This is a genomic window from Streptomyces sp. NPDC041940, assembly GCF_055589465.1.
In genome coordinates, this window is the sequence record NZ_JBVJBP010000002.1 from 429,701 (window position 1) to 452,226 (window position 22,526).

Sequence of the window (22,526 nt, forward strand, 5' to 3'; positions counted from 1 at the left end):
CCGATCACGCGACGCGGTCCGGACCCACACGAGAAATTTAGCTTAGCCTAACCTAAATTGAGCTTCGTGGGGCTGGAGTCGGTCGTTCGCAAGGATCAGCGGACGGTCACAGTGCCCGAAGCGCGCCCCGCAGCGCGGTGAAGACCCGCCGGGTGTCGCTCTCGGTGGTGCGCCAGTTGCTGAAGGCGGCCCGCAGCGCGGGCACACCGTCCAGGACGGTCGGTGTGAGGAAGACGTCGTCGGCGACCTGACCGGTGAGTGCGGCCAGGCGTTCGGCGGTGGGGTCTTCCGCAAGGGTGAAGCAGACGACGTTCAGGCGGACCGGTGCCAGGAGCCGAAGCTCCGGCGTGCTCTCGATGGCGTCACCCAGGGCGTGTGCACAGGCGATGCAGCGTTCGACGATCTCTCGGTGGCCGTCGCGCCCGTACGCGCGCAGGGTGAACCAGGCCGTGATCGCCCGCAGGCGGTGGGAGTTCTCCGGGGTGAGGTGGGCGGTGTCAGGAGTGTCGCCGAGAGGGCCGAGGTAGGCGGCCGAGTTCTGGAAGACGGCTGTCTGCAGATCACGTCGGCGGGTGAACTGCACCGCGCTGTCGTACGGCACATTCAGCCACTTGTGCAGGTCGACGCAGATCGAGTCGGCCAGGTCGAGGCCGTCGACCAGGTGCGAGTAGCCCGGGCACAGGGCCGCGAAGGCGCCGAAGGCGGCGTCCACGTGCAGCCAGAAGCCGTAACGCTCACGCAACGCGCCGATGGCGCGCAGATCGTCGAAATCAGCGGTGTTGACGGTACCGGCGTTGGCGACGACCACGCATGGCCCATCCGCCTCGTGCTCCTGCAACGCACGCTCGAGCGCGGCCGTGTCGACGGCCTCCCGGCCGGGGAGAGTGTCCACCGGGACCAGGGCCGTGCGCCCCAGACCGAGAATCGACAGCCCCTTGGACACGCTCGAATGCGCGGCCCCCGACAGCACCCGTACCGCGCCGAGGCCGCCCACGCCGTCCTCGGCAGGTGACACACCCCTGCGCTCGCCGAGCCATTCCCGGGCTGTGGCAAGGCCGACGGTGTTGGACATGGTGGCACCGCTGACGAACGTCGCGTGATGGTCGTCGGACAGCCCGAACAGGCCGCGCAGCCAGGCGATCGACTCGCGCTCCAGGTGTTGTCCCGCTCCATCCAGTGAGGAGAAGGCGTTCTGGTCCCAGGTAGCGGTCAACCAGTCGCCGGCCAACGCCGCCGGCGTCACGCCTCCCGTGACGAACCCGAGGTAGCGCGGCCCGGCACTCGCCGACAGCGTCGGCTCCCAGCGGGCGGCGAACTCGTCCAGCGTCGCCTCCAGACCCACACCCCGCGCGGGCAGCGGCGTGGGTGGCGGGACCGACGCCGCAGGGACGACGTCCCGCTCGTCCACGTCTGCGAGAAGGGCGGCGGCGTGCTGCTGGACGGCTTCCAGCAGCCTCGGCAGCTCGTTTCGGTCTGCGGCGAGTTGCAGATACACGGTGTCTCCGTTCGTTTCGGCCGGCCACGACGGTAGGCAGGCGGCGGGCCCGAGGGCATGGTCCAATCATGGGAAACTGGACCAGTGCGGATCGGGGACGAGCAGCTGGTGCGGGCCTTGGGGCCCTGGCGAACGCCCGATGCGCCACTGAGTGCGGCGCTGGCCCGAGCAGTGCGGGAAGCGGTGCTCGACGGCCGCCTGCGCACTGGTGGCGGGCTGCCCGCCGAACGCCGCCTCGCCACTGCTCTCGGGGTGAGCCGCGGCACGGTGACGGCCGCGCTGGACCGCTTGCGTGACACCGGATGGGTCCGCACCCGGCACGGCAGCGCCAGCACGCTCCAGCTGCCCCCGGCCGCCGCGGAACGGATCGCCCCCCTCTCGGCGACCGGGGAAACCGGCTCCGTCACCGACCTGCGCCGGGCCGTGCCCGCCGCACCGCGGGAGGCATATCTGGCAGCGACCCGGCGAGCCGTGGAACGAGCGGCCCCGCTGCTGGCCGAGCACGGCGAACCCGGACCTGGACTGCCCGAGCTGCGTGCCCTGATCGCGGCACGGTACAGCCGTGAGGGTCTGGCCACCCGGCCCGAGCACATCCTCGTCACCAGCGGGGCACGCGCCGCGCTGACCTTGCTCATCGCGCACTTCAAACCCCGTGTGGCCGCCGTCGAGATCCCCACGTTCTTCGATGCGCTGCGGGTACTGCGCGGTCCGGGAACGAGACTGGTCGGCCTGAGGGTCACCACCGACGGCTGGGACCTCGACCAGCTCGAGGCCGCCTTCACCGCTGCCCGAGGCCACCTCGCGTACCTGGTGCCCGACTTCCACAACCCCACCGGTGCGCTCATGCCTCAGCACATCCGTCGAGCCGTCGCGGACCTGGCCACCCAGAACCAGGTGACCATCGTCGCGGACGAGACCATGCGCGACCTCGACCTGCGCGACCGGCCGGAGCCCGCGCCCCGGATCCGCGGCGCAGTGCTGATCGGTTCGACCAGCAAGGCGATCTGGGCCGGCCTGCGCATCGGCTGGATCCGGGCGACGACCCCACTCGTCAGCCGCCTGCAGAGCAACCCCCTCGCCGGACCACTGTCCGCACCCCCCATGCAACAGCTCATCGCCGCCGAACTCCTGGGCGACCTGGACGCAGTGCTCCATCGACGGCGCGGCGGACTCCGGCGACAGCGCGACCACCTCAGCGAGTTGCTCGCCGACGACATCCGTTGGCACTTCACCGTCCCGCCCGGCGGACTCGCGCTGTGGCTGCACCTCACCGCCACACCCGCCGACACGATCGTCGAACGAGCCGGCAAGAGCGGAGTCGAACTCGCCCCCGGCCCGCGCTTCGCGTCCGATGCCACCCTCACCCACCACCTGCGCGTTCCCTACACCCCACCCCTCGACGTACTCGACCGGGTCGCCACGGTCCTCGACATCGCCTGCCGAGGCTGAGCCGCTGACGGCCCTCGACCCAAACGCAGGCAGGGAGCCTAGTTTTCGGGACCGCTCCACGAGCGTCTCCTCGCCGACATCCTCGACCTCGGCTCCCCCTACCCTCTGGTCCTCACCGGCGGATAAGCCGTGCAGGCCCACGGCCTGGTCGAACGCTTCAGCCGTGACCTCGACGTCGCCACCGAGAACCCCGCTCCGATGGAGGAGATCGCCGCCTCACTCACAGCAGGCCTCAGCGCGCGCGGATGGCGGACCACGCACGTCCAGACCGATCCGCTCAGCGGCCGGTTCCTCGTCTCCGATTCGGCCACCGGCGAGGAGTGCGAGGTCGACGTCCTCAAGGAGGCGTTCTGGGCTCCGCCCGCCCAGACCCCCTACGGCCCCGTTCTTTCCCTCGACGACGTGATCGGCACCAAGGTCCGTGCTCTCGCCGACCGCGGCACCGTTCGCGGCCTCATCGACGTCCAGGCTGCCTCCCGCCACCGCTCCACCGCCGACCTCGAGTCCCTGGGCCGCCGTCGCGCGGATATCGCGTTCGTCCCTCTACCGTCGTTGCAGCGAGAGGATGTGGTGCAGCCGGCAGGTTTTCAACCCGGAGCCGTCCATGACGCTGGCTGCCCTGCACGGCGAATGTGCAGGGCAGTCAAGCGATACCCCGCAGTGGACTCACGGCGAAACCGGGCTGCGGTAACGGTCGAACACTGCATCCCGCTCCCACTCCCAGGTCCAGTCCGGGTCCCGACGGTGGAACTCGGTAACGGCCAGCTCGAAGAACTGGTCGGAAGGCTTCCGGCTGGATCCATTGACTACCAGTGCTGACAGCATCGGCTCGGGGCCGTTGCTGTCCCGGCGGCAGACGTCTGCCAGCAGAAGCGACATCATCCGACCGTGGTAGTGCACCCGGTGCTCCGGTGCCAGGGCCTCGCTCAGCGCCTTGTAGGTGTTGGTCCGGCCCTCTCGGGCCCAGTCCTTCAGAATCGCTGCCATGGCGTCTCGGGCAGCCATGTAGTCCGCATCTCCATACTTCATGTGAGCCCCCTCCAGCCGACTGGAGCGACACGGTATCCAGTCGGGGCGGTCCTGAAGTTGAATCTGGAGAAATTGCCCCGGCGCCGCCTCGGAGGCGGGGAGCGGGGACGTCCGGCTCGCCTTCGATTGTCAGTGCGGTTGCGTCAAGCGGAACGTATGGCCGAGGCGGGCATGCGCGAAGCGGACCCAGTGGCGGGCGGAGGTAAACCCGAGCAGGACCTCGGCAACGGCCAGACACAGCAGTTCGGCGTCCGTCAGTTTCGGGGGTCGCCCGATCCGGAGCCGGGGGGCCGCATGGTCGTCGATGGACACGTGCGGTGCCGCCAGAAGGGCGTCCGGGCCAGGAGTCACACCCACTCATTCGTCTGCACGATGGCACCATCCGTCGCCGGGATTCGCCGCGAACTCGGTCAGCAGACGATCGTGGAAGCCTCTCCCGCCCGGGGGGGAGGGCGCTCGCCTGCCCCCGGCTTCCTCCTCCCGCTACTTCGACTTGCGGTTCTCGGAGGAGGCAGGCTCTTTCCCCAGCGCTTCGATCGTCTCTTCCATCTCGCGGACCCTCCGGCGCAGTTGCGTCAGTTCCTCGCGCTCGGCCACGGTCAGCGCACCCGACGGCCCTTGGCCTCGCTCCGCCGCCAGCTCCTCCGCGATCGCCGCCGCGAACGCGTCCACGTCGTCCTCGGTGGTGTCGAAGGAGGTCATCCAGCGGACCTCGCCGGCCTGCTCGTCCCAGGTGTAGAAGCGGAATCGCTTCTGGAGACGCTCGGTGACGGTCGGCGGCAGGACGGCGAAGATCTGGTTGGCCTGCACCGGGCGGGCGATCTCCAGGCCCGGCAGTCGGCGCACCGCCTCGTACAGCCGCTGGGTCATCGCGTTGGAGCGGGCCGCCGAGCGCAGCCAGAGGTCGCCGCCGAGCAGTGCCTCGAACTGCACCGACATGAAACGCATCTTGGAGCCCAGCTGCATGCTCGTCTTGCGCAGGTGGGCCATGCCGCGCACCGCGTCCTCGTTGAGCACGATCACCGCCTCGCCGAAGAGCAGCCCGTTCTTGGTGCCGCCGAGCGAGAGGACGTCCACGCCGGCGTCGGTGGTCATCTCACGAAGCGGCACGCCGAGGGTGGCGGCGGCGTTGGCGAGCCGGGCGCCGTCCAGGTAGACGAGCATGCCGAGGCCGTGCGCGTGGTCGCAGATCGCACGGATCTCGTCCGGCGTGTAGCAGGTGCCGAGCTCGGTGGACTGGGCGATCGAGACGACCCTGGGCCGGGCCCGGTGCTCGTCCTCGAAGCCCCACGCCTGACGGTCGATCAGCTCAGGGGTGAGCTTGCCGTCCCATGCGGGCACCGTCAGGAGCTTGATCCCGGCGACCTTCTCGGGCGCCCCGCCCTCGTCGACGTTGATGTGGGCCGACTCGGCGCAGACCACGGCGTCCCAGCGGTCGAGCATGGTCTGGAGCGCGACGACGTTCGCGCCGGTGCCGTTGAAGACCGGGTACGTGTGCGCGGTGGGGCCGAAGTGGCCGCGCACCACGTCCTGGAGGCGCTCGGTGTAGACGTCGGCGCCGTAGCTGACCTGGTGGCCGCCGTTGGCCAGGGCGATCGCGGCAAGGATCTCGGGGTGCACACCCGCGTAGTTGTCGCTGGCGAAGCCGCGCTCGTCCGGGTCGTGTCGTCGCTGCAGGGTCATGGTGCGCTCGCTTACTTGTTTCGGTCGTAGGGGTGTGACACATCTGGTCCGGACGGGCGCCGGCCGGTCCGCTCATGCCGGCGCGGGCTCCGTCCGCGCGCGGGCCTTCTCCAGGCCGCGCACCAATGGCGGCGCGGCGAGCCCGAGCAGGGCGAAGAGCGCCGCGAGGACCAGCCAGCCGGTCCCCGCCGCGCCGACGACCAGGGAGGTCATCAGCCACGGCCCGGCGAACTGCTGGAACCCGCGCCCCAGGGAGAACACCGCCTGGTACTCCCCCTGGCGACCCGCCGGGGCGAGCCCGAAGGACAGGCCCCAGCTCGCCGACGCCTGGTACAGCTCGCCCAGGACGAGCACCAGCGCGCCGCCCAGCAGGGCCGCACTGTCCATGAGCGCGCCGTGCCCCCCGCTCACCGCGAAGACCAGGCAGGACGCCCCCAGCGCCCACCCGGCCCAGCGCAGCATACGAGCCGCTCCCGCCGGCGTACGCGCGCCCTTGCTGACCGTGACCTGGAACAGCAGCACCAGGACGGTGTCCAGGATCAGCAGTCCCGACACCAGCAGCGCGGGCGCGTCGGTGCCCGTGACGATCCACAGCGGCAGACCGACCGTCAGCAGCGGGTGGTACAGCTCCAGAGCGCCGCACACCAGCGCGACCGCCACATAGCGCACGTCCCGCAGCGCGGCGCTGCGCAGCACCCCGCCCGGCGCCTCGGCGGCGGTGGCCCGGGTCCCGGCGCCCGCGGGCAGCCGCATCCCGAGCAGCACGGCGACGGAGACCAACTGGAGGGCGGCGTTGGCGAGGACCGTGGCGTAGAGGGCGGTCGAGGTGCCGGCGGCGATGGCGGCTCCGGCCAGCGCGGCGCCGCCGAGGAAGCCCAGGTTGAACAGGCTGCGCATCTGCGCACTCACCCTGACCCGCTCCGCCTCGCCCACCAGCGCGTCGGTGAGCGACGCCTGCAGCGCGCCCGCCGAGGTCTCCAGGACCGCGATGGCACAGGCGACCGCGAGGAACGCGGCGAAGCCGTCCACCAGGCAGTACGCGGTGAAGCCGACGGCCGCGAGCAGGAAGTTGGCGGTGAGCACCCGGCCCGCGCCGAGCCGGTCCGCGAGCCGGCCGATGGGCACGGTGCAGACCAGACCGCAGAGCCCGGCGACCGACAGGGCGAGGCCCACGCGCTGGGCGGGGATGCCGATGGTGCGGGTGAAGAACACGGCGCTGGAGGTGAGGAACACCCCGAGGCCCAGGGACTGGATGAGCGTGAGGACGCCGAGTCTGCGCGCGTTCCCGGCGGCCGGAAGGGTCTCCCGGATCCAGGCGCGCAGCACGGCGCCGTACCGGCGTGCCTCAGCCATGCGGCTCAGCTCCCTCGGCCCGCTCGGTCCGCAGCCCGTACACCTCCATCGCCGTGTGCACGGCGGCGCGCACACCGGCGGCGCTCCGCCCCCGGAAACGGAAGATCCCGCAGCCCTCGTCATAACTGCCGGGCCCGGTCATGATCTGGCCGATCGCGGGCAGTTCCTCGTGGTACACCTCGGGGACGGCTGACCGGGGTGAGGTACGGGCGACGACCCGTCCGGGCAGCTCGCGCGGGGCGGGGTAGATGAGCCAGCCGCCGGCCCGGGGCCCGACCGGTTCGGACGGCTGCCACAGCGGGGGCAGGCCCAGGGCCGCCCGGAACGCCTCGGCGAACAGGTCGATGCCGTAGAGGTCGACGTGCAGGAACGGCACCTGCGCGCCGCCCGGCCGCAGCCCGACCTCCAGGAACACCAGCTCGCCCCCCGGACGCCGGATCACCTCCAGGTGGAACGCGCCGTCGCGCAGCCCGAGCGCCCCCAGACAGCGGTCGGCGAACGTGGTGAGCTCGTCGCGCTCGGGGCCCGGGTCGAGCAGGACCGAGCCGAGCGGGCGGCCGTGTGCGTAGTCCAGGCAGGTGTGGACGTACTGGGAAGCGGTGACGAAGTGGAGGCGGCCGGAGCGGCGGACGCCGTCGACGTGGAAGATCTCCCCCTCGACGTACTCCTCGCACTCGTACGCCGCGGGGTCGACGGCCTTGAGGGCGGCGCGCAGTTCGTCGGCGCTACGGACGACCGTGACTCCCTGGGAGCCCGCCTCGGCGCGCGGCTTGAGGACCAGGGGCAGACCGCCGAGGGCGTCGACGACCGTCGCCGCCGAGGGTGCGTCGTCGAGGCGCAGGAACCGAGGAACCCGCAGTCCGGCCGCGCCCACCGCGCTCTTCATGGCGGGCTTGTCCTTGAACCGCTCGACGAGGCCGAGACCGTAGCCGCCGGGCACGCCGAGTGCGGCCGAGAGCCGGGCGGCCGTCAGGATGTCGTACTCGGACTGGCCGAAGACCACCTCGGGCGTGCCGTGCCGGTCCGCGATCTCCCGTACGAGGGTCAGCAGGTCGTCGTGGGCGAGGCTGTCGCGCACATGGACCTCGGTCGCCCCGTCCCGGTCGAGCGCGGGCAGCCCGCCGGGCGTGGTGAGGTACACCGTCCGGCAGGGGTGGCCGTCGAGGAAACGGTGGTATTCGCCGAATTCGTCGCCGGAGCGGTTGAGGACGATGTACAGCGGTGTGGTCAGGTCGGTCACGCGTCCGCTCCCGGTCGCAGGGTGTCGGGCAGGCAGGCGTCCAGGTCGGCGGCGCTCACCCGGCCGAAGCCGGGCGCGGGCCGGTCCCGGTGGGCCGGGGTCCTGGCGAGGAAGGCCGCCGCGCGGGGCTCTCCGGTGCCGCCGAGGCGCTGCCAGAGGAGCTCGGCGAGGTCCGGCATCACCGGGAACGCCAGGAGGGACAGGCCCTTGAGCCACCAGTAGGCGCCGTCCTCGGCCGCGTGGGCGACCGCGTCGTCGGCGCACCAGCGGTCGAGCGCCGCGACCGCGCGCGGGGTTGAGACACGGGCGGCGTCGAGCGCCGCGGACTGCTCGGCGAGCAGGGACTCCAGGAGGTCGGCGACGGCCGGGGCGGGCACCTGCGGAGGCCCCTCGGGCAGCCGGCTCCAGGCGGCGTCGATCCGCTTGCCGAGGCCGTCGGCGAGCGTGACGTTCGCGGTCCGGAGGAAGTCCGCCGTCTCGAAGCTCGCCGCCCCGGACTCCAGATCGGCCCCGGCGAGGTGGTACCGGACGGTGTCCACGCCGATGGCCGGCGACGCGGCGATGTCCGCCGCCCAGATGGCGTGCCGGGCGCTGGTGGAGAACTTCCGCCCGGCCAGCCGGTAGAAGTTGTTGATCAGGCACCGGTCGTACGGCTTCATGTCGCCGTGCAGCAGGCTGGTGCCGACGATCGAGACCAGGGTGGGGATCACGTTGTCGATCCCCAGGGTGGTGAGGGTGGTGACCCCGGAGTCCGGATCGAAGGCGTTCACGCCGGTGCCGGAGAGCCGGCCGTGGACGGCACCGGCGAGGCGGGCGAACATGAAGATCCCGGCGTACGGGAAGAGGGCGCGCGGCACGTCCGGCTCGGGTCCGGGCAGCGGAAGTCCCCACGTCTGCGGAGCGCTCAGCCGCACGGTCAGGCCGTCGCGCTCCAGGAAGCGCGCCACGGTCGCCCGGTAGCGGTCGGCGACGCCCAGGCCCACGAGCGTGGTGTCCAGGAGGTCGCGGTCGGGCAGCCGCAGGAAGAGGCTGGAGATCTCCCGCCAGGTCAGCGGCCCCTCGTCGAGCAGGGGGCGCGGCTCGACGACCGACTCGGGCAGGAAGTGCGCACTGCACTCCTCGCAGAAGTAACTGGTGATGCCCGCACCGCACTCGGGGCAGCGGCCCTGGAGCCAGCCGCCCACCACCCAGCGGTCCGACGCCGGGCAGTAGGGCACGCTCTCGGTGCGCGTCAGCACCGCGCCCCGGGCCGTCAGCCGCTCGGTCGAGGCGGCGACCTCCTGCTCGAACTGCTCTCGCCAGGGCTGCTGATCGGGGACGATGAACGCGTCGACGCCGATGCGCAGCGCGGCCAAGTCGTCCTGGATGCGCTGTCCGTAGCGCGCGGCGACCTCGCCGGGCGTGGAGCCCTCGGCGTGCGCCCTCAGCGCCACGTACGACTCGTACACATCGCTGCCGGTGATCACCAACGGCAGGTCGCCCCGGACCCGCAGATGCCGCGCGATCATGTCCGACCACAGGAAGGGTCCGCCGATGTGGCCGAGGTGCAGGGGGCCGTTGGGAGTGGCCTCGGGCGGCACCAGGAGGTAGTGCCGGGGGGTGTGCGTGTCCCCGGTCAGCAGGCTCATGCTCGCGCTCTCCCGTCGAGCAGGTTCAGTGCGTCCTCGGCCATGGCCGGGGCGAGTCGGTAGCCGGAGCCGGAGCCGCCGATGGCCATGGCCACGTCGTCGCCGCCGACCGTGTCCACGACCGGCAGATGGCCGGGGGTGAAGCAGTCGCTGAAGACCCGCCCGCCGAGCAGATGCGGCAGGAATCCCGGTACGTGCCGGGCGAGCAGGGCCCGGGCGAGTTCCCGGTCGCGGGCGTCGATGGCGAGCGGTTCGTCGGGGCCGCGGTCCCAGTCGGGCGAGGTGATGCTGAAGATCCAGTGGCCGCCGGGGCGGTGGGGCAGCAGGAAGGCGTCGGCGTCCTCCAGGACGAGTGCCGGGGCGCCCGGCGGGGGCGGCGACATGATGTGGAACGCCACCACCTTCTTGACCCGGGCCCCGCGCTCGCGGGCCGCCGCCGCCACCGGGCCGTCGAGGACCCAGGGGCCCGGCGCGAGGACCGCGCTGGCGGCGGTGATCCGGCTGCCGTCGGCGGCGACCAGTTCGAGGCGCCCGCCCGTACGGCGTACTTCGGTGACCCGGAAGCCCTCGATGAGGGTGTTGTCCGGTCGGCGGAGGACCTCGTCGAGGAGCCGGTCGGTGAGCCGTTGGGGCTGACCGACCGTCATGGAAGCGGTGGCCAGCAGGACTTGGTCGTCGTCGTGGGCGAGGCCGGGGAACGTCCGGTCGAGCAGGGTCCGCTGCTCCCCGGTGACCGGGCGGGTGCGGCCGCCGTCGGCCATGGTCGCGTCGAGCGCGGCCGTGTTCTCGCGCGCCACCAGCCAGCGGACGTCGACCGGCGCGCGTCCGGCGTCGCCGAGTCCGGCGGCGAGCTCGTCGAAGAGCGCGGTGCTGCGGGCGGCCAGGGCGCGCTGGGCCGGGTTGTGCCCCGTGGGCGTGTCGAACCCTGCCGAGTAACGGGTCGCGCCCGTTCCCCGTCCGGCGTGCGTGATCACGGCGACGCGGCGGCCCGGGTCCCGGAGCACGGCGAAATAAGCGGCGAGGGCGCCGACCGCGCCCGCGCCGACGACGGCGAGGTCGTAGTGGGGTGCCTCACCGGTCCCGATGGTGCGCTCACTCATCGGGCGCCGACCACCAGAAGGAGTAGATCACCAGTTCCTCGCCCTGGTCGGCGAAGATCTCGTGGACGGCCTGCGAGGCGAAGCCCACCAGGGAGCCGGGCCCGACGAGTGACCGTTCGCCGTCAACCTCCAGGGTGCCGGATCCAGCGTGAACCACCCAGATCTCCTGGACCGCGTGCTGGTCGGGCGAGCTGGTCCCGCCCGGCGGCACGGTGAAGCGGGCCGCCTCGAACGGCACGTGGGGGAAGACCGAACGGGCGAAGTCCGCCTCGGCGACGGTCACTCCGTCGGGTTCCACCTCGGTCGGAGCGAAGGGGACCAGGGCGCCGACCGCCTCGGCCTGGAACTGCGAGACCTGACGAGCGGTCATACCGAATACCTCGTCTCACCAAGGATGCTGTTGAGGATGACCGCGCTGCGCCAGGCGAGCAGGCTGAGATTGGGATCGGCGACGCCCCAGGAGTGCCGGGCGCCGTTCTGGAGGTAGATCCGGTTCTCCGCAGGCCCGTCCCATGCGACCGAGAAGTCGTCGCCGACGACGAGCATCCCGTTGTCCCGCCGCAGCCGAGCGTCCAGCGGAGCCATGAAGTCCGGCAGCGCGTAGGCGTATCCGGTGCTCAGGATCACGATATCGGCCGCGAGCGCAGCGGGTGCGTCGTCCGGGCCCGAGGACTCGACGACGAGCTTCCATTCGTCGGGGCCGCCCTCGATCGCGGTGACCGCGCAGTCCGCCAGGAAGCGCAGCCTGCCGGGGTTGTTCTCGATGAACTCGTCGCGGTAGCTCAACCGGTAGATGTCCTGGAGGACTTGGAGGTCGATGCCGTCGCTGGTGAACTTCTGCCGCTCCAGGAGCCGGGCCTTGTGGTCGGAGGGCAGCGCGTGGAAGCGGCGCACGTAGTCGGGCGTGTAGAGGTCGTTGGCGAACGGCGAGTCGTCCATCGGCAGGAACGACGAGCGCCGGCTGACCCAGGTGATGCTCCTGGGGGCCGCGCCGGCCGCCAGGTGGCGCACGATCTCCGCGCCGCTCTGGCCGCCGCCGACCACGACGACCCGCTGTCCGGTCACCTCGGGGGCCCGCAGCAGGAACTCCCCGGAGTGGAAGACGGTGGGGCCGAGCAAGGGACGGAACGGCTCGGGGACGGACGGGGTGAGACCGGTGCCGAGCACGAGATGACGTGCCGTCATTTCGTTTGCGCCGGTGCGAAGATGGAAGGCCCCGTCGTGGAAGTCCACGCTGCGTATGTCCGCCCCGAAGATCAGGCTCGGCAGTCGCCCGGCGACCCACTGGAGGTACTGGTTGAACTCGGCGCGCAGGACGGCCGGGAAGTCCGCGGCCAGGAACCGGTAGAGCCGGCCCTCACTCGCGAGGAACGACAGGAACGAGAAGGGACTGGTCGGATCGACCAGCGTCACCAGGTCCTTGAGCAGCGAGACCTGGAGGGTGGCCTCGGGCAGCAGCAGTCCGGGGTGCCAGGAGAAGCTCTCACGGCGTTCCAGATGGGCGCCGCGCAGCCCTTCGACCGGATGCGCGAGCGCGGCGAGGCTCATGTTCGCGGGGCCGATGCCGACGGCCGCGTAGTCGAGTATGTGTGCGTTCATGGCGGGAACCGGCGGGTCAGGCCGGGACGACGAGGTCACCGAGCGCCTGCCAGCGGTCCAGGGCGCCCTGCGGCGAGTCGGCGGTGAACAGGGCGTGGCCGAGGCGCGAGCGGCAGTCCTCGACGCCCGGGATGGTCTCGCCCGGCGCGAAGTACACGGCGGTCTCGGTGACTTCCGGCAGTGCCTCCAGTTCCGGCCACCCGGTGAGCTCCTGGTACGAGGAGCGGCCCGCGGCGGAGAAGAAGCGGATGCCGGCGCTCTCGGCCTGCGGCCGCGCGAAGGCGCCGGCCGCCTCCAGGCCGATGCCGAGCGCGGTGGCGACGGCCACCCTGGGCAGGCTGACGCCGGTCACGAGCCGCAGCAGCTCCACGATTCGGTCGCCCGGCAGCCGGGCCCCGATCTCGATGAGTACCGGACCGTCGGCGGTCAGGCGCAGTTCGCAGTGGAAGGGGCCGCTGGTGATGCCGACGGCGCGGACGACGTCGCCGACGTACGCCTCGACGTTCTTCAGGGTGGCGTCGTCGACGAGCGCCGGGGTGAGGTGGCCCAGCTCCACGAAGTCGGGCTCGGGGCCGAGCAGCGTGCGGCTGAGGGCGACGACGGTGACCTCGCCGCTCTCCAGGACATAGCCGTCGGCGCTGAACTCGGGGCCCTGGACGTACTCTTCGACGAGCACCCGGTGCTCGTGCAGCTTGCCCATGTCGGGCTCCGGGTCGGTCACGAGCCGCTGGAACGCGGCGGTGAGCTGGTCGAGGTCGTCGGCGCGGCTGACGTGGATGCTGCCGGAGCAGGCGACCGGCTTCAGCACGCAGGGGAAGCCGACCTGTTCGGCCGCGGCGCGCAGTTCGGCGTCGGTGGTCGCCTGGGCGAAGCGCGGAGTGCGCAGCCCGGCCTCCGCCACGGCGGCTCGCATGACGCTCTTGTCCCGCACCCGGTCGACGGTCGCCACGGGCAGGCCGGGCAGGTCCAGTGCCGCGGCGACGCGCGCGGTCGCCGTCACATAGATGTCGGAGCCCGGCAGTACCGCCTCGAACGGCTCGGCCCGGTGCAGTTCGAGCACGGCCGCTTCGAGGGCGGCCTGGTCGTTGGTCTCCACCGTCAGCACCGAGTCGGCCGCCGCGCGCACAGCGCCGGAGAGCCGGCGGTCGCCGGAGTCGGCGGTGGCGACGACGACCCGCAGTCCCATCTCGGCCGCCACGCCGATCAGGGTGGCGCCTCCGGAGGAGGCGGGTTCGACCACGAGGACGCGGGCAGGACGAAGTGCATCTGTGTGCGGCAAAGCAAAATCCCCCGGGCAGAGCTGTATGAACCGGACTCGCGATCGCGATCCTGGTCGTGATCTTTCTATCCGGGCGCCTTGGTCCCGGTCAATGCATCACCGCAAGATTAGCTGCGAGAACGAACCTGTGCCGCATATTTTCCGGAACGGAAGCCTCTTCAGCGTTCTTACGCCGCCCGCGTCGCGCAGGATGCCGATCAGCCGCCGCATCTCGGCTGGACAGCCCCGACGCCTCCGACTCCATGTTCTGGCTCCGGACAGACCGGTTCCACCGGCGCCGGCCTGCCGCGGGTCTCCCGCACGCCCGTCAAACCCTGTGCTCCGACTGAGCCGAAGCCGCGCGGCTGACCGTGCGGGGGCGCGGCCCGGGCTCGTCCTCCGGGCGAACACGGAAGTTCGACGACGGGACCCACGGAAACCGCCAACTCCCATGGCCGAAGAAGGCATTGGCACTCCTCGGCCACAGGATTCCCTTGAGCCGATTTCCGCGCAGCGCTCACTCTGATCACTGGCTTCCGCTCACTAGCCGGAAGCGTTGTCAGCGTTCAGGGGAGGACGCCACCCATGCGAAGACTCCACGCCCTCTGGGCAGTGGCAGGAGCGGCAGGACTACTCACGGGCGCGATCACGCCCGCCGCGGCCGGTTCCGGACCGCGGGCCACCGCACCGGACGCACCGCCCGTGCGGAGCAGCGCCGAGACAGCGGCCACGAAGACGCAGACCGTCACCCTCATCACCGGCGACACCGTCTCGCTCAGTGTCGGCCCGGACGGCAAGCACGCCGTCGACGTGCAGTGCGGCAAGGGGCGTGCGGCCGCCACCTTCGTGTCGAGCGAGAAGGACGGCGAGGTCAGTGTCCTGCCGGCGGACGCGATCCCGCTGGTGAACGCGGGCCGTCTCGACCCGGCCCTGTTCAACGTCACCCAGCTCGTGCGGCAGGGGTACGCGGACGCGAAGACCGGCACCACCCCGGTGATCGCGACGTACACGAAGGGCAGCGCGACCCCCGACGGCGCGCGCCGGACGCTCGCGCTGCCCACGATCGACGGCGCCGCGCTGAGCGCGAAGAAGTCGCCCGCCTTCTGGGCCGACATCGCGCCCGCACTCGGCACCGAACCCACGGCGAAGGCCGCGAAGCGGCTCGGCGAGGGCATCGACAAGATCTGGCTCGACGGCAAGGTGGAGGCGTCCCTCGATGTCAGCGTGCCGCAGATCGGCGCGCCCGAGGTGTGGAAGTCGGGTTACGACGGAAAGGGCGTCAAGGTCGCCGTCCTGGACACGGGCGTGGACGCCGGTCATCCTGATCTCGCCGGGAAGATCGGCGAGACGAAGAGCTTCGTGCCGGACCAGGCAGTGCGGGACGGTCACGGCCACGGCACCCATGTGGCGTCCACGATCGTCGGCTCGGGTGCTGCCTCGGAGGGCAAGCGCAAGGGTGTGGCGCCGGGCTCGGAGCTGCTGGTCGGCAAGGTGCTGGACGACACCGGTCACGGCCAGGACTCCTGGATCATCGCGGGCATGGAGTGGGCGGCGCGCTCCGGCGCGAAGATCGTGTCGATGTCGTTGGGCGGCACGGCTTCGGGTCCCTCGGACGTGCTGAGTGAGACGGTCGACGAACTGTCAGCGTCCACCGGCACCCTGTTCGTGATCGCGGCGGGCAACTCCGGCCCGTCCGAGCAGACCGTGGGCACCCCGGGCATCGCCGACTCGGCGTTGACGGTGGGCGCCGTCGACAAGTCCGACAAGCTGGCCTCGTTCTCCAGCCGGGGCCCACGCCTCGGCGACTCCGCGGTCAAGCCGGAGATCACCGCACCGGGCGCGGCCATCACTGCGGCCCGCGCGGCCGGCACCACCATGGGCACGCCGGTCGACGAGTACTACACGACGTCGAGCGGTACGTCGATGGCGACCCCGCATGTCGCCGGCGCCGCCGCGCTGGTCGCCCAGGCCCACCCCGGCTGGACGGGCCAGCAGGTCAAGCAGGCGCTGGCGACCACCGCGAAGACGAACACCGTCAACTCCGTGTTCGAACAGGGCGACGGCCGGGTCGAGGCCGTACGGGCCGTCAATCAGGGTGTCTTCGCGACGCCGACCCTGAGCTTCGGCAGGTACGAGGAGAGCGACACCGAGGCGGACAGCAAGGACATCACGTACACCAACACCACTGACAAGGCATTGGAGTTGAAGGTCTCCTCCTCCCTCCCAGAGGCCGCGCTGAACGCGGACACCGTGACCGTGCCGCCGAAGGGCACCGCCACCGTCGCCGTCACGGTCGATCCGGCGGATGAGGCGACGGGCCGGTACACGGGCCATATCACCGCGAGCGCCGACGGCGTCCAGGTCACCACCGCCATCGGCTTCGAGAAGCTGGCGAAGACCTACGACCTGAAGGTGTCGCTGGTGGGCCGCGACGGCAAGCCGTCCACCTCGGCGTCGGTCTTCATGCTTCAGGAGCTGAACGGCGCGTATCCGGAGACGTACGGGTTCATCGGCAGCGGCTACACGTTCAAGGTGCCGGCCGGTACGTACAGCATGGCGTCCTGGATCTCGCAGCGGGACGCGGCCGGACTGGAGGTCGCCACCTCGGTCGTCGGCGATCCGGAGATCAAGGTCGGCAAGAACACCGAGGTCGTCCTCGACGCCCGCACGGCGGTCGAGATCAAGCCGAAGACCAAGGAGGACTCCGAGTTCCAGGGCTTCAGCACCAACTGGCACCGGGAGGGCCCGGGCACCGCCTGGGGCCTGACCTACAGCCAGGGCTGGTGGACCGACCACATCTACGTGGCACCCACCAAGAAGGTCACCGAGGGCATGTTCGAGTTCTCCTCGAAGTTCCGTCTGTACGCCAAGGAGCTGACGGCGAGCGTCACCAGCCCCGAGAAGTACGCGCTGCCCCTCGACTACGCACAGACGTCCAGCGGCTTCCCGGTGAAGATCAGCGGTGACCGCACGGTCCGGGCGGTGGACGCGGGCAGTGGCACCGCGGCCGACTTCGACGGGCTCGACGTCAAGGGCAAGGTGGCGGTCGTCCGGGTGGGCGCCGGCGCCACGGCGGACGAGGCACTGGCCAACGCCACTGCGGCCGGGGCCGGTTACGTCCTCGCCTATCACGACACGCCCGGGTACTGGATCTCCTGGGTGAAGAGCGCGACCATCCCACTGATGACCGCCACCGGCGAGGACGGCGCGAAGCTCGGGGCCCTGCTCAAGAGCGGGAAGAAGGTCAACCTGAGGCTCAAGGGCACCGCGGTCAGCCCGTACGTGTACAACGTGATGTTCCCGCAGACGGACGCCGTCTCGGCCAACCAGACATACAACCTGAACAGCTCCAACACGGTGAAGCAGACGGTTCGCTACCACGCGGGCCGGGCCGGCCAGGTAGGCAAGGACGCCGTGTACCGGTTCCGTCCCTGGCAGGCCGCCGACATCGCGACCACCAACAACGTACGGCTCGGCACGGAGCGCACCGAGTACTACAACGTCTCCGACAGCCGGATCTGGCACGCCGTCTATCCCGACACGAACGCGTCCAAGCCTCAGTGGAACTCCCTGCGGACCTTCGACAAGGCGGGCAAGCTGCCCGCCGAGGACTGGCTGCGCCAGGTCGTCCGCCCGGCGACCAGCCAGCAGTACGGCCTCTCCCAGCGCACCGGCGACAAACTCACTTTCGCGATCCCGGAGTTGAGCGACTCGGCGCCGGAGCACTACGGGTCGGTGGACAACGTCCAGGACACCGCGAAGGGCACGCTGTACAAGGACGGACAGCTGGTCGGCGACACCGCACTCGGCGGAATCGGCACCTTCGACGTCCCGGCGGCGAAAGCCTCGTACCGCCTCGTGCTCGACGCCCGGCGCACGGCCGGCTGGGCCGCGTACTCCACTGGCACCCACACCGAATGGTCCTTCACCTCGGCGCACACGGACCAGCGGACGGCGCTGCCACTGATCTCGGTCGACTACGGCGTGGACGGGCTCGACCTCCTCAACCGCGCCGACCGCAAGCACAAGTCGGCGCTCGGACTCGCCGTGCGCGGTCAGTCGGGCAGCGTCACGGCCGCTGACCTGAAGGCATGGGTCTCCTACGACGACGGCACGTCCTGGAAGGAGGTGAAGGTGAAACGCGGCGAGCTGGAACTCAAGCACCCGAAGGGCGCCGAGTTCGTGTCGCTGCGCGTGCGGGCCGCCGACCGGAACGGCAACGCGGTCGACCAGACCGTACTGCGGGCGTTCGGTCTGAAGTAGCCGGCACGAAGGAGATGACCTGAAGTGACCGGCCTGAAGCGAGCGGTGTCCCAGGCCTGTCAACAGCCTTAACAAAGGTCGCCTACCGTGTCGAGCCATGGTGGACACGGCATACGACACGGCAGGGCAGACCCCCGCCGCGAGCCCCTGGGCCGCGGTGGGGGTCTCCGCGTTCGACGAGCTGCTGTACCGGGCGGTCCTCAACCAGCCCGACGCGGGCGCGGCGGGCTGGGCGTTGCTGACCGGTGCCTCCCCGGCCCGGGTCCGCGAGGCCTGCAACCGGCTGCTCACGCTCGGGCTGCTGCAACCACCGGACTCCATGGGCGGGTTACGGGCGGTCGACCCCCGGGTGGCGATCCGCGCGCTGATCCGGCGGCGCGAGACGGAGTCCGAGCTGCTCGCCGCCACCGCCGAGGAGATGGCGACCGCGTACGAGGCGGGGCTGCTGCGCGAAGAGCCGTCCCGGCTCGTCGAGGTGGCCTCCGGCGAGGGCGCCATCGCGGCCCGTCTGGAGGAGATGTACGCGCGCGCGGAGCGCGAGGTGTGCCTCTTCGACACGCCGCCGTATCTCGCCCCGGCCGCTCCGCAGGTGGATCTCCAGGCCGATCTGCTCAGCCGCGGGATCGTCTCTCGCGGGATCTACGCGGCGACCGGCCTGGAGGATCCGAAGGTGCTCTCCCGCGCCTTCAGGATGGTCGAACTCGGAGAGCAGGCACGGGTGTTGCCATCCGTGCCGCTCAAGCTGCTGGTGGTCGACGGATGCCGGGCGCTGTTGCCGCTGACCGCCTCCGTGGCCGGCGGCTACTGTGCCGTCGTGGTGTGGCACTCGGCGGTGACCGAGGCCCTGCAGAAGCTTTTCGAGCTGGCCTGGCAACAGGCGACTCCGCTGGGCCAGGCGGCCGCCGAGGGCGAACTCTCCGAGAGCGAGAGGACGCTGACCCGGCTGCTGGCGGCCGGAATGAAGGACGAGGCGGTGGCTCGCCATCTGGGGGTGAGTCTGCGGACCCTGCGGCGGCGGGTGAGCGAGCTGCAGGAGCGGCTGGGTGCGGCGAGCAGGTTCCAGCTGGGGATGCGGGCTTCCCAACGCGGCTGGGTGTAGGGGCGCAGCAGCCCCTGGCGTCGGGGCCTCATCACCCGGGACGTGAACGTCGGCACCACCGAGGTTGCGTCCATGGGTGACGACGCGCTTGCCCTGGCTGAGCGCCGCCACGATCCATCCCTCAACTTGCCTGGTCACTCATCAGGTGAGTCAGCATCCAACCAGCGTGGGACCGGGGCAGTCTTCCGTTCATGCTCCCGGGCGGCGGCTCGGCGGGAGCTTGCTTCGCGCGGATCGCGCAGGTGAGAAGCATGGGCGCTGCGGCGCACGATGTCCCGGAAAGTCTTCGAGTCGAAGACATGCCGATGTACAGTGAAGGACGCCCCTGACCTGCAGAAAGCTAGCGGGGAGCAGTCTTCTAGGAGTCCAAAGTGCTGCGCACCATGTTCAAGTCCAAGATCCACAGAGCCACCGTCACCCAGGCCGACCTGCACTACGTGGGATCGGTGACCATCGACGCCGACCTGCTCGACGCCGCCGATCTGCTGCCCGGCGAGCTCGTGCACATCGTGGACGTCACCAACGGCGCCCGGCTGGAGACGTACGTCATCGAGGGCGAGCGCGGATCCGGGGTGATCGGGATCAACGGGGCCGCCGCGCATCTGGTCCACCCCGGCGATCTCGTGATCATCATCAGCTACGCACAGGTGACGGACGCCGAGGCGCGGGCACTCACCCCCAGGGTCGTGCACGTGGACCGCGACAACCGGATCGCGGCCCTGGGCGCCGACCCGTCCGAGCCGGTGCCGGGCTCGGACCAGCAGCGCAGCCCGCAGGCCGTCGGGGCCTGACCGGACAACCACGGGACAGGAGTATGTCCGTATGAAGGACCTGGAGATCCGCGACGACCGGGCGGCGGGCCGCCTGGAGGCGCTGACCGGCGGTGAAGTCGTCGGCCGCATCGAGTACTTCGTCCTCGAGAGCCCCGAGCGCGCGCTCGTGCCCGTGCACACGATCGTCGAACCGGCCCACGAGGGCCAGGGCATCGCGGGTTCGCTCGCACGTGAGCTGTACGCCGTCGCCGGACGCGAGCACAGCCCGGTCGCCTCGCTCTGCCCCTACGTCACCCGATGGGCCGAACGCCACCCCGACGAGGCCCGCCCGGCCGATCAGGACCTGCTGACGGCGGCCAAGGAATGGCTGTCCGCCCACCCCGGCCGCTTCTGACCCACCTGGCCCCCTGCCCGTCCCGCGCCGGAGTGACTGGCGAGGCAGGTGCCGGGTAGGCGGGGGAGTAGTCCAGAGCCGGAGTCGATCGACTGGCTGGAGGGCCTCATGACGAATCCGTTTCCCGACCCCGTGCACCCCGACCCCGTGCACCCGGGGCCGACACCGGGCCCGGATCCCCAGCACCCGGAGCCGCGCCCCGACCCGGTGCCGGATCCGCAGCCACCGCCTGGCCCGGAGCCGACCCCGCCGCCCCCGTCCCCGACCCCGCCCCCGGGGCCGGACCCCGTGCCGGGTCCCGACCCGTCACCGATCCCCCCGGGCCCGGAACCCGTACCCAGCCCCGAGCCGGGCCCGCCGCTCACCTGAACGGCACCGGAACGAGAACGAGAAGGGGCCGGTGGACAGCCAACGCTGCCCTCCACCGGCCCCTCACCGTTCCCTCAGCGGCGAGCGCCTACGCGGAGACCTCCGACCGGTCCCCGCCCCACAGCGTGTGGAACGAACCGTCCCGGTCCACCCGCCGGTAGGTGTGCGCACCGAAGTAGTCCCGCTGCCCCTGCGTCAGCGCCGCCGGCAGCCGCTCCGCGCGCAGCGCGTCGTAGTAGGCGAGGGCCGCAGCGAAGCCGGGGGTCGGCACGCCCTCGCGGGTCGCGGCGATCAGCACCTCGCGCCAGTCGTCCTGGGCGTCCGCGATCTCCTGCGCGAACGTCGCGTCCGACAGCAGGCTCGGCAGGTCCGGCCGGGTGTCGTAGGCGGAGCGGATCCGGTCCAGGAAGGCCGCGCGGATGATGCAGCCGCCACGCCACAGCGCGGAGACCGCACCGAGGTCGATGTCCCAGCCGTACTCGTCGCGGGCCGCGTCGATCTCGTGGAAGCCCTGCGTGTACGACACGATCTTCGACGCGTACAGCGCCTGCTCCACCCGGTCGGCGAAGGCCCGCGCCTCCGACTCGCTGAGCGCCTTGGCCTTCGGGCCTGCCAGCCCGCGCGAGGCCTCCCGCAGCGCCGCGTGGCCGGAGAGGGAGCGGGCGAAGACGGCCTCCGCGATACCGGACACCGGAACACCCAGGTCGAGGGCGATCTGGACCGTCCAGCGGCCGGTGCCCTTCTGCTCGGCCTGGTCCACCACCACGTCCACGAACGGCTTGCCCGTCTCCGTGTCGACGTGCGACAGCACCTCGGCCGTGATCTCGATCAGGTAGGAGTCGAGGCGGCCCTGGTTCCAGGTGCGGAAGATCTCCGCGATCTGGGCGGGGGAGTAACCGGCGACATCGCGCAGCAGCTGGTACGCCTCACCGATGAGCTGCATGTCCGCGTACTCGATGCCGTTGTGCACCATCTTCACGAAGTGCCCGGCCCCGTCCGGACCGACGTGGGAGACACACGGCGAACCGTCGGCCGCCTTCGCCGAGATCTTCTCCAGCATCGGGCCCAGCGAGTCGTACGACTCCTTCGGGCCGCCCGGCATGATGCTCGGCCCGTTGAGCGCGCCCTCCTCGCCGCCGGAGACGCCCATGCCGACGAAGTGGATGCCCTGCTCGCGCAGCTCGCGCTCCCGGCGCCGGGTGTCCGCGAAGTGCGCGTTGCCGCCGTCGATGATCATGTCGCCGGGCTCGAGCAGCGGGGCGAACTCCTGGATCACCGCGTCCGTCGGGTCACCGGCCTTCACCATCACGACCAGCCGCCGCGGCCGCTCCAGCGCCGCGACGAACTCCTTCGCACTCTCGCACGCGACGAAGTCCCCCTCGCCGCCGAACTCCTCCACCAGGGCGCGGGTGCGCGCGGGCGTCCGGTTGTGCACCGCCACCGCGTAGCCGTTGCGGGCGAAGTTGCGGGCGAGGTTGCGGCCCATGACCGCGAGACCCGTGACGCCGATCTGCGCTGTACTGCTCATTCGGTTGGCTCCTAAAGACCTCGGTATCGGTGCTGCGGGTGCTGTCCACCAGCATGCCCCCGTCGACCATCCTGACGTGCCGCTACTTCGTCCGCACGCGCGGGTCGTACGACGTCGCGCAGCGTGATACGCACGAAAGCGCCGTCGCGCTCAGTCGATGTATGCGTCCCCGCGCACGTCGCACCCGCGCACCGGGTGGCGTACGCGATGCACCGCCGTGGCGCACGTCGCGCAACAGGGGCCTCATACCGGCCATTTGGGCGCCC

Annotated in this window: 16 protein-coding genes and 2 pseudogenes; 6 read left to right on the forward strand and 12 right to left on the reverse strand. The window is 71.2% G+C overall.

What is annotated here, in order from left to right:
* Window positions 1-106: 106 nt before the first annotated feature.
* Window positions 107-1,495 (reverse strand): pyridoxal phosphate-dependent decarboxylase family protein, encoded by a 1,389-nt coding sequence (locus tag ACZ6I3_RS06565; RefSeq protein WP_469412264.1) that lies wholly within the window; start codon window positions 1,493-1,495, stop codon window positions 107-109.
* 84 nt (window positions 1,496-1,579) lie between these two features.
* Here ACZ6I3_RS06565 and ACZ6I3_RS06570 point away from each other — a divergent pair, with 84 nt between their 5' ends.
* Window positions 1,580-2,944: an aminotransferase-like domain-containing protein gene (locus ACZ6I3_RS06570; RefSeq protein ID WP_469412265.1), complete on the forward strand. Its 1,365-nt coding sequence runs from the start codon at window positions 1,580-1,582 to the stop codon at window positions 2,942-2,944.
* A gap of 78 nt (window positions 2,945-3,022) precedes the next feature.
* A pseudogene (locus ACZ6I3_RS06575) lies at window positions 3,023-3,481 on the forward strand (nucleotidyl transferase AbiEii/AbiGii toxin family protein); the annotation flags it as partial.
* 129 nt (window positions 3,482-3,610) lie between these two features.
* Here ACZ6I3_RS06575 and ACZ6I3_RS06580 read toward each other — a convergent pair.
* The 10 genes and pseudogenes from ACZ6I3_RS06580 to ACZ6I3_RS06625 form a co-directional block, all read right to left on the reverse strand.
* Entirely contained in the window at window positions 3,611-3,949 is a 339-nt protein-coding gene (locus ACZ6I3_RS06580; RefSeq protein WP_469412267.1) for a hypothetical protein, read from the reverse strand.
* A 171-nt stretch (window positions 3,950-4,120) separates the two neighbouring features.
* A pseudogene (locus ACZ6I3_RS06585) lies at window positions 4,121-4,324 on the reverse strand (IS982 family transposase); the annotation flags it as partial.
* A gap of 132 nt (window positions 4,325-4,456) precedes the next feature.
* Entirely contained in the window at window positions 4,457-5,656 is a 1,200-nt protein-coding gene (locus ACZ6I3_RS06590) for a threonine aldolase family protein (protein WP_469412269.1), read from the reverse strand.
* A 72-nt stretch (window positions 5,657-5,728) separates the two neighbouring features.
* The gene (locus ACZ6I3_RS06595; RefSeq protein WP_469412270.1) at window positions 5,729-7,009 is read right to left on the reverse strand and encodes an MFS transporter; all 1,281 of its coding nucleotides are present in this window, start codon (window positions 7,007-7,009) and stop codon (window positions 5,729-5,731) included.
* Window positions 7,002-8,249 carry an ATP-grasp domain-containing protein gene (locus ACZ6I3_RS06600; protein ID WP_469412271.1) on the reverse strand — a complete coding sequence of 416 codons (1,248 nt, stop codon included), beginning with the start codon at window positions 8,247-8,249 and terminating at the stop codon, window positions 7,002-7,004. The genes ACZ6I3_RS06595 and ACZ6I3_RS06600 overlap by 8 nt, the downstream gene beginning before the upstream one ends.
* A complete protein-coding gene (locus ACZ6I3_RS06605; RefSeq protein WP_469412272.1) occupies window positions 8,246-9,877 on the reverse strand; it encodes a class I tRNA ligase family protein in 1,632 nt (543 codons plus the stop codon). The genes ACZ6I3_RS06600 and ACZ6I3_RS06605 overlap by 4 nt, the downstream gene beginning before the upstream one ends.
* Window positions 9,874-10,977, reverse strand: coding sequence for an NAD(P)/FAD-dependent oxidoreductase (locus ACZ6I3_RS06610; protein WP_469412273.1), 1,104 nt, complete (start codon window positions 10,975-10,977; stop codon window positions 9,874-9,876). The genes ACZ6I3_RS06605 and ACZ6I3_RS06610 overlap by 4 nt, the downstream gene beginning before the upstream one ends.
* Window positions 10,970-11,347, reverse strand: coding sequence for a cupin domain-containing protein (locus tag ACZ6I3_RS06615; RefSeq protein ID WP_469412275.1), 378 nt, complete (start codon window positions 11,345-11,347; stop codon window positions 10,970-10,972). The genes ACZ6I3_RS06610 and ACZ6I3_RS06615 overlap by 8 nt, the downstream gene beginning before the upstream one ends.
* Complete coding sequence (locus ACZ6I3_RS06620; protein ID WP_469412277.1) at window positions 11,344-12,576, reverse strand: lysine N(6)-hydroxylase/L-ornithine N(5)-oxygenase family protein; 1,233 nt, start codon at window positions 12,574-12,576, stop codon at window positions 11,344-11,346. The genes ACZ6I3_RS06615 and ACZ6I3_RS06620 overlap by 4 nt, the downstream gene beginning before the upstream one ends.
* Before the next feature lie 16 nt (window positions 12,577-12,592).
* Window positions 12,593-13,774, reverse strand: coding sequence for an ATP-grasp domain-containing protein (locus ACZ6I3_RS06625; protein ID WP_469412278.1), 1,182 nt, complete (start codon window positions 13,772-13,774; stop codon window positions 12,593-12,595).
* 645 nt (window positions 13,775-14,419) lie between these two features.
* On the opposite strand from ACZ6I3_RS06625, the gene ACZ6I3_RS06630 reads away from it, so the two are divergent.
* From ACZ6I3_RS06630 to ACZ6I3_RS06645, 4 genes are all read left to right on the forward strand, one after another.
* On the forward strand, window positions 14,420-18,097 hold the full coding sequence (locus ACZ6I3_RS06630; RefSeq protein ID WP_469412280.1) for a S8 family serine peptidase: 3,678 nt from the start codon (window positions 14,420-14,422) through the stop codon (window positions 18,095-18,097).
* Window positions 18,098-18,194: 97 nt separating this feature from the next.
* Window positions 18,195-19,196: a helix-turn-helix transcriptional regulator gene (locus ACZ6I3_RS06635; RefSeq protein ID WP_469412282.1), complete on the forward strand. Its 1,002-nt coding sequence runs from the start codon at window positions 18,195-18,197 to the stop codon at window positions 19,194-19,196.
* A gap of 371 nt (window positions 19,197-19,567) precedes the next feature.
* The gene (panD, locus tag ACZ6I3_RS06640) at window positions 19,568-19,987 is read left to right on the forward strand and encodes an aspartate 1-decarboxylase (RefSeq protein WP_469412284.1); all 420 of its coding nucleotides are present in this window, start codon (window positions 19,568-19,570) and stop codon (window positions 19,985-19,987) included.
* A gap of 31 nt (window positions 19,988-20,018) precedes the next feature.
* Window positions 20,019-20,363 carry a GNAT family N-acetyltransferase gene (locus tag ACZ6I3_RS06645; protein ID WP_469412286.1) on the forward strand — a complete coding sequence of 115 codons (345 nt, stop codon included), beginning with the start codon at window positions 20,019-20,021 and terminating at the stop codon, window positions 20,361-20,363.
* Window positions 20,364-20,820: 457 nt separating this feature from the next.
* On the opposite strand, the gene gndA is transcribed toward ACZ6I3_RS06645, so the two are convergent.
* On the reverse strand, window positions 20,821-22,260 hold the full coding sequence (gene gndA / locus ACZ6I3_RS06650; RefSeq protein ID WP_469412287.1) for an NADP-dependent phosphogluconate dehydrogenase: 1,440 nt from the start codon (window positions 22,258-22,260) through the stop codon (window positions 20,821-20,823).
* Window positions 22,261-22,526 lie beyond the last annotated feature (266 nt).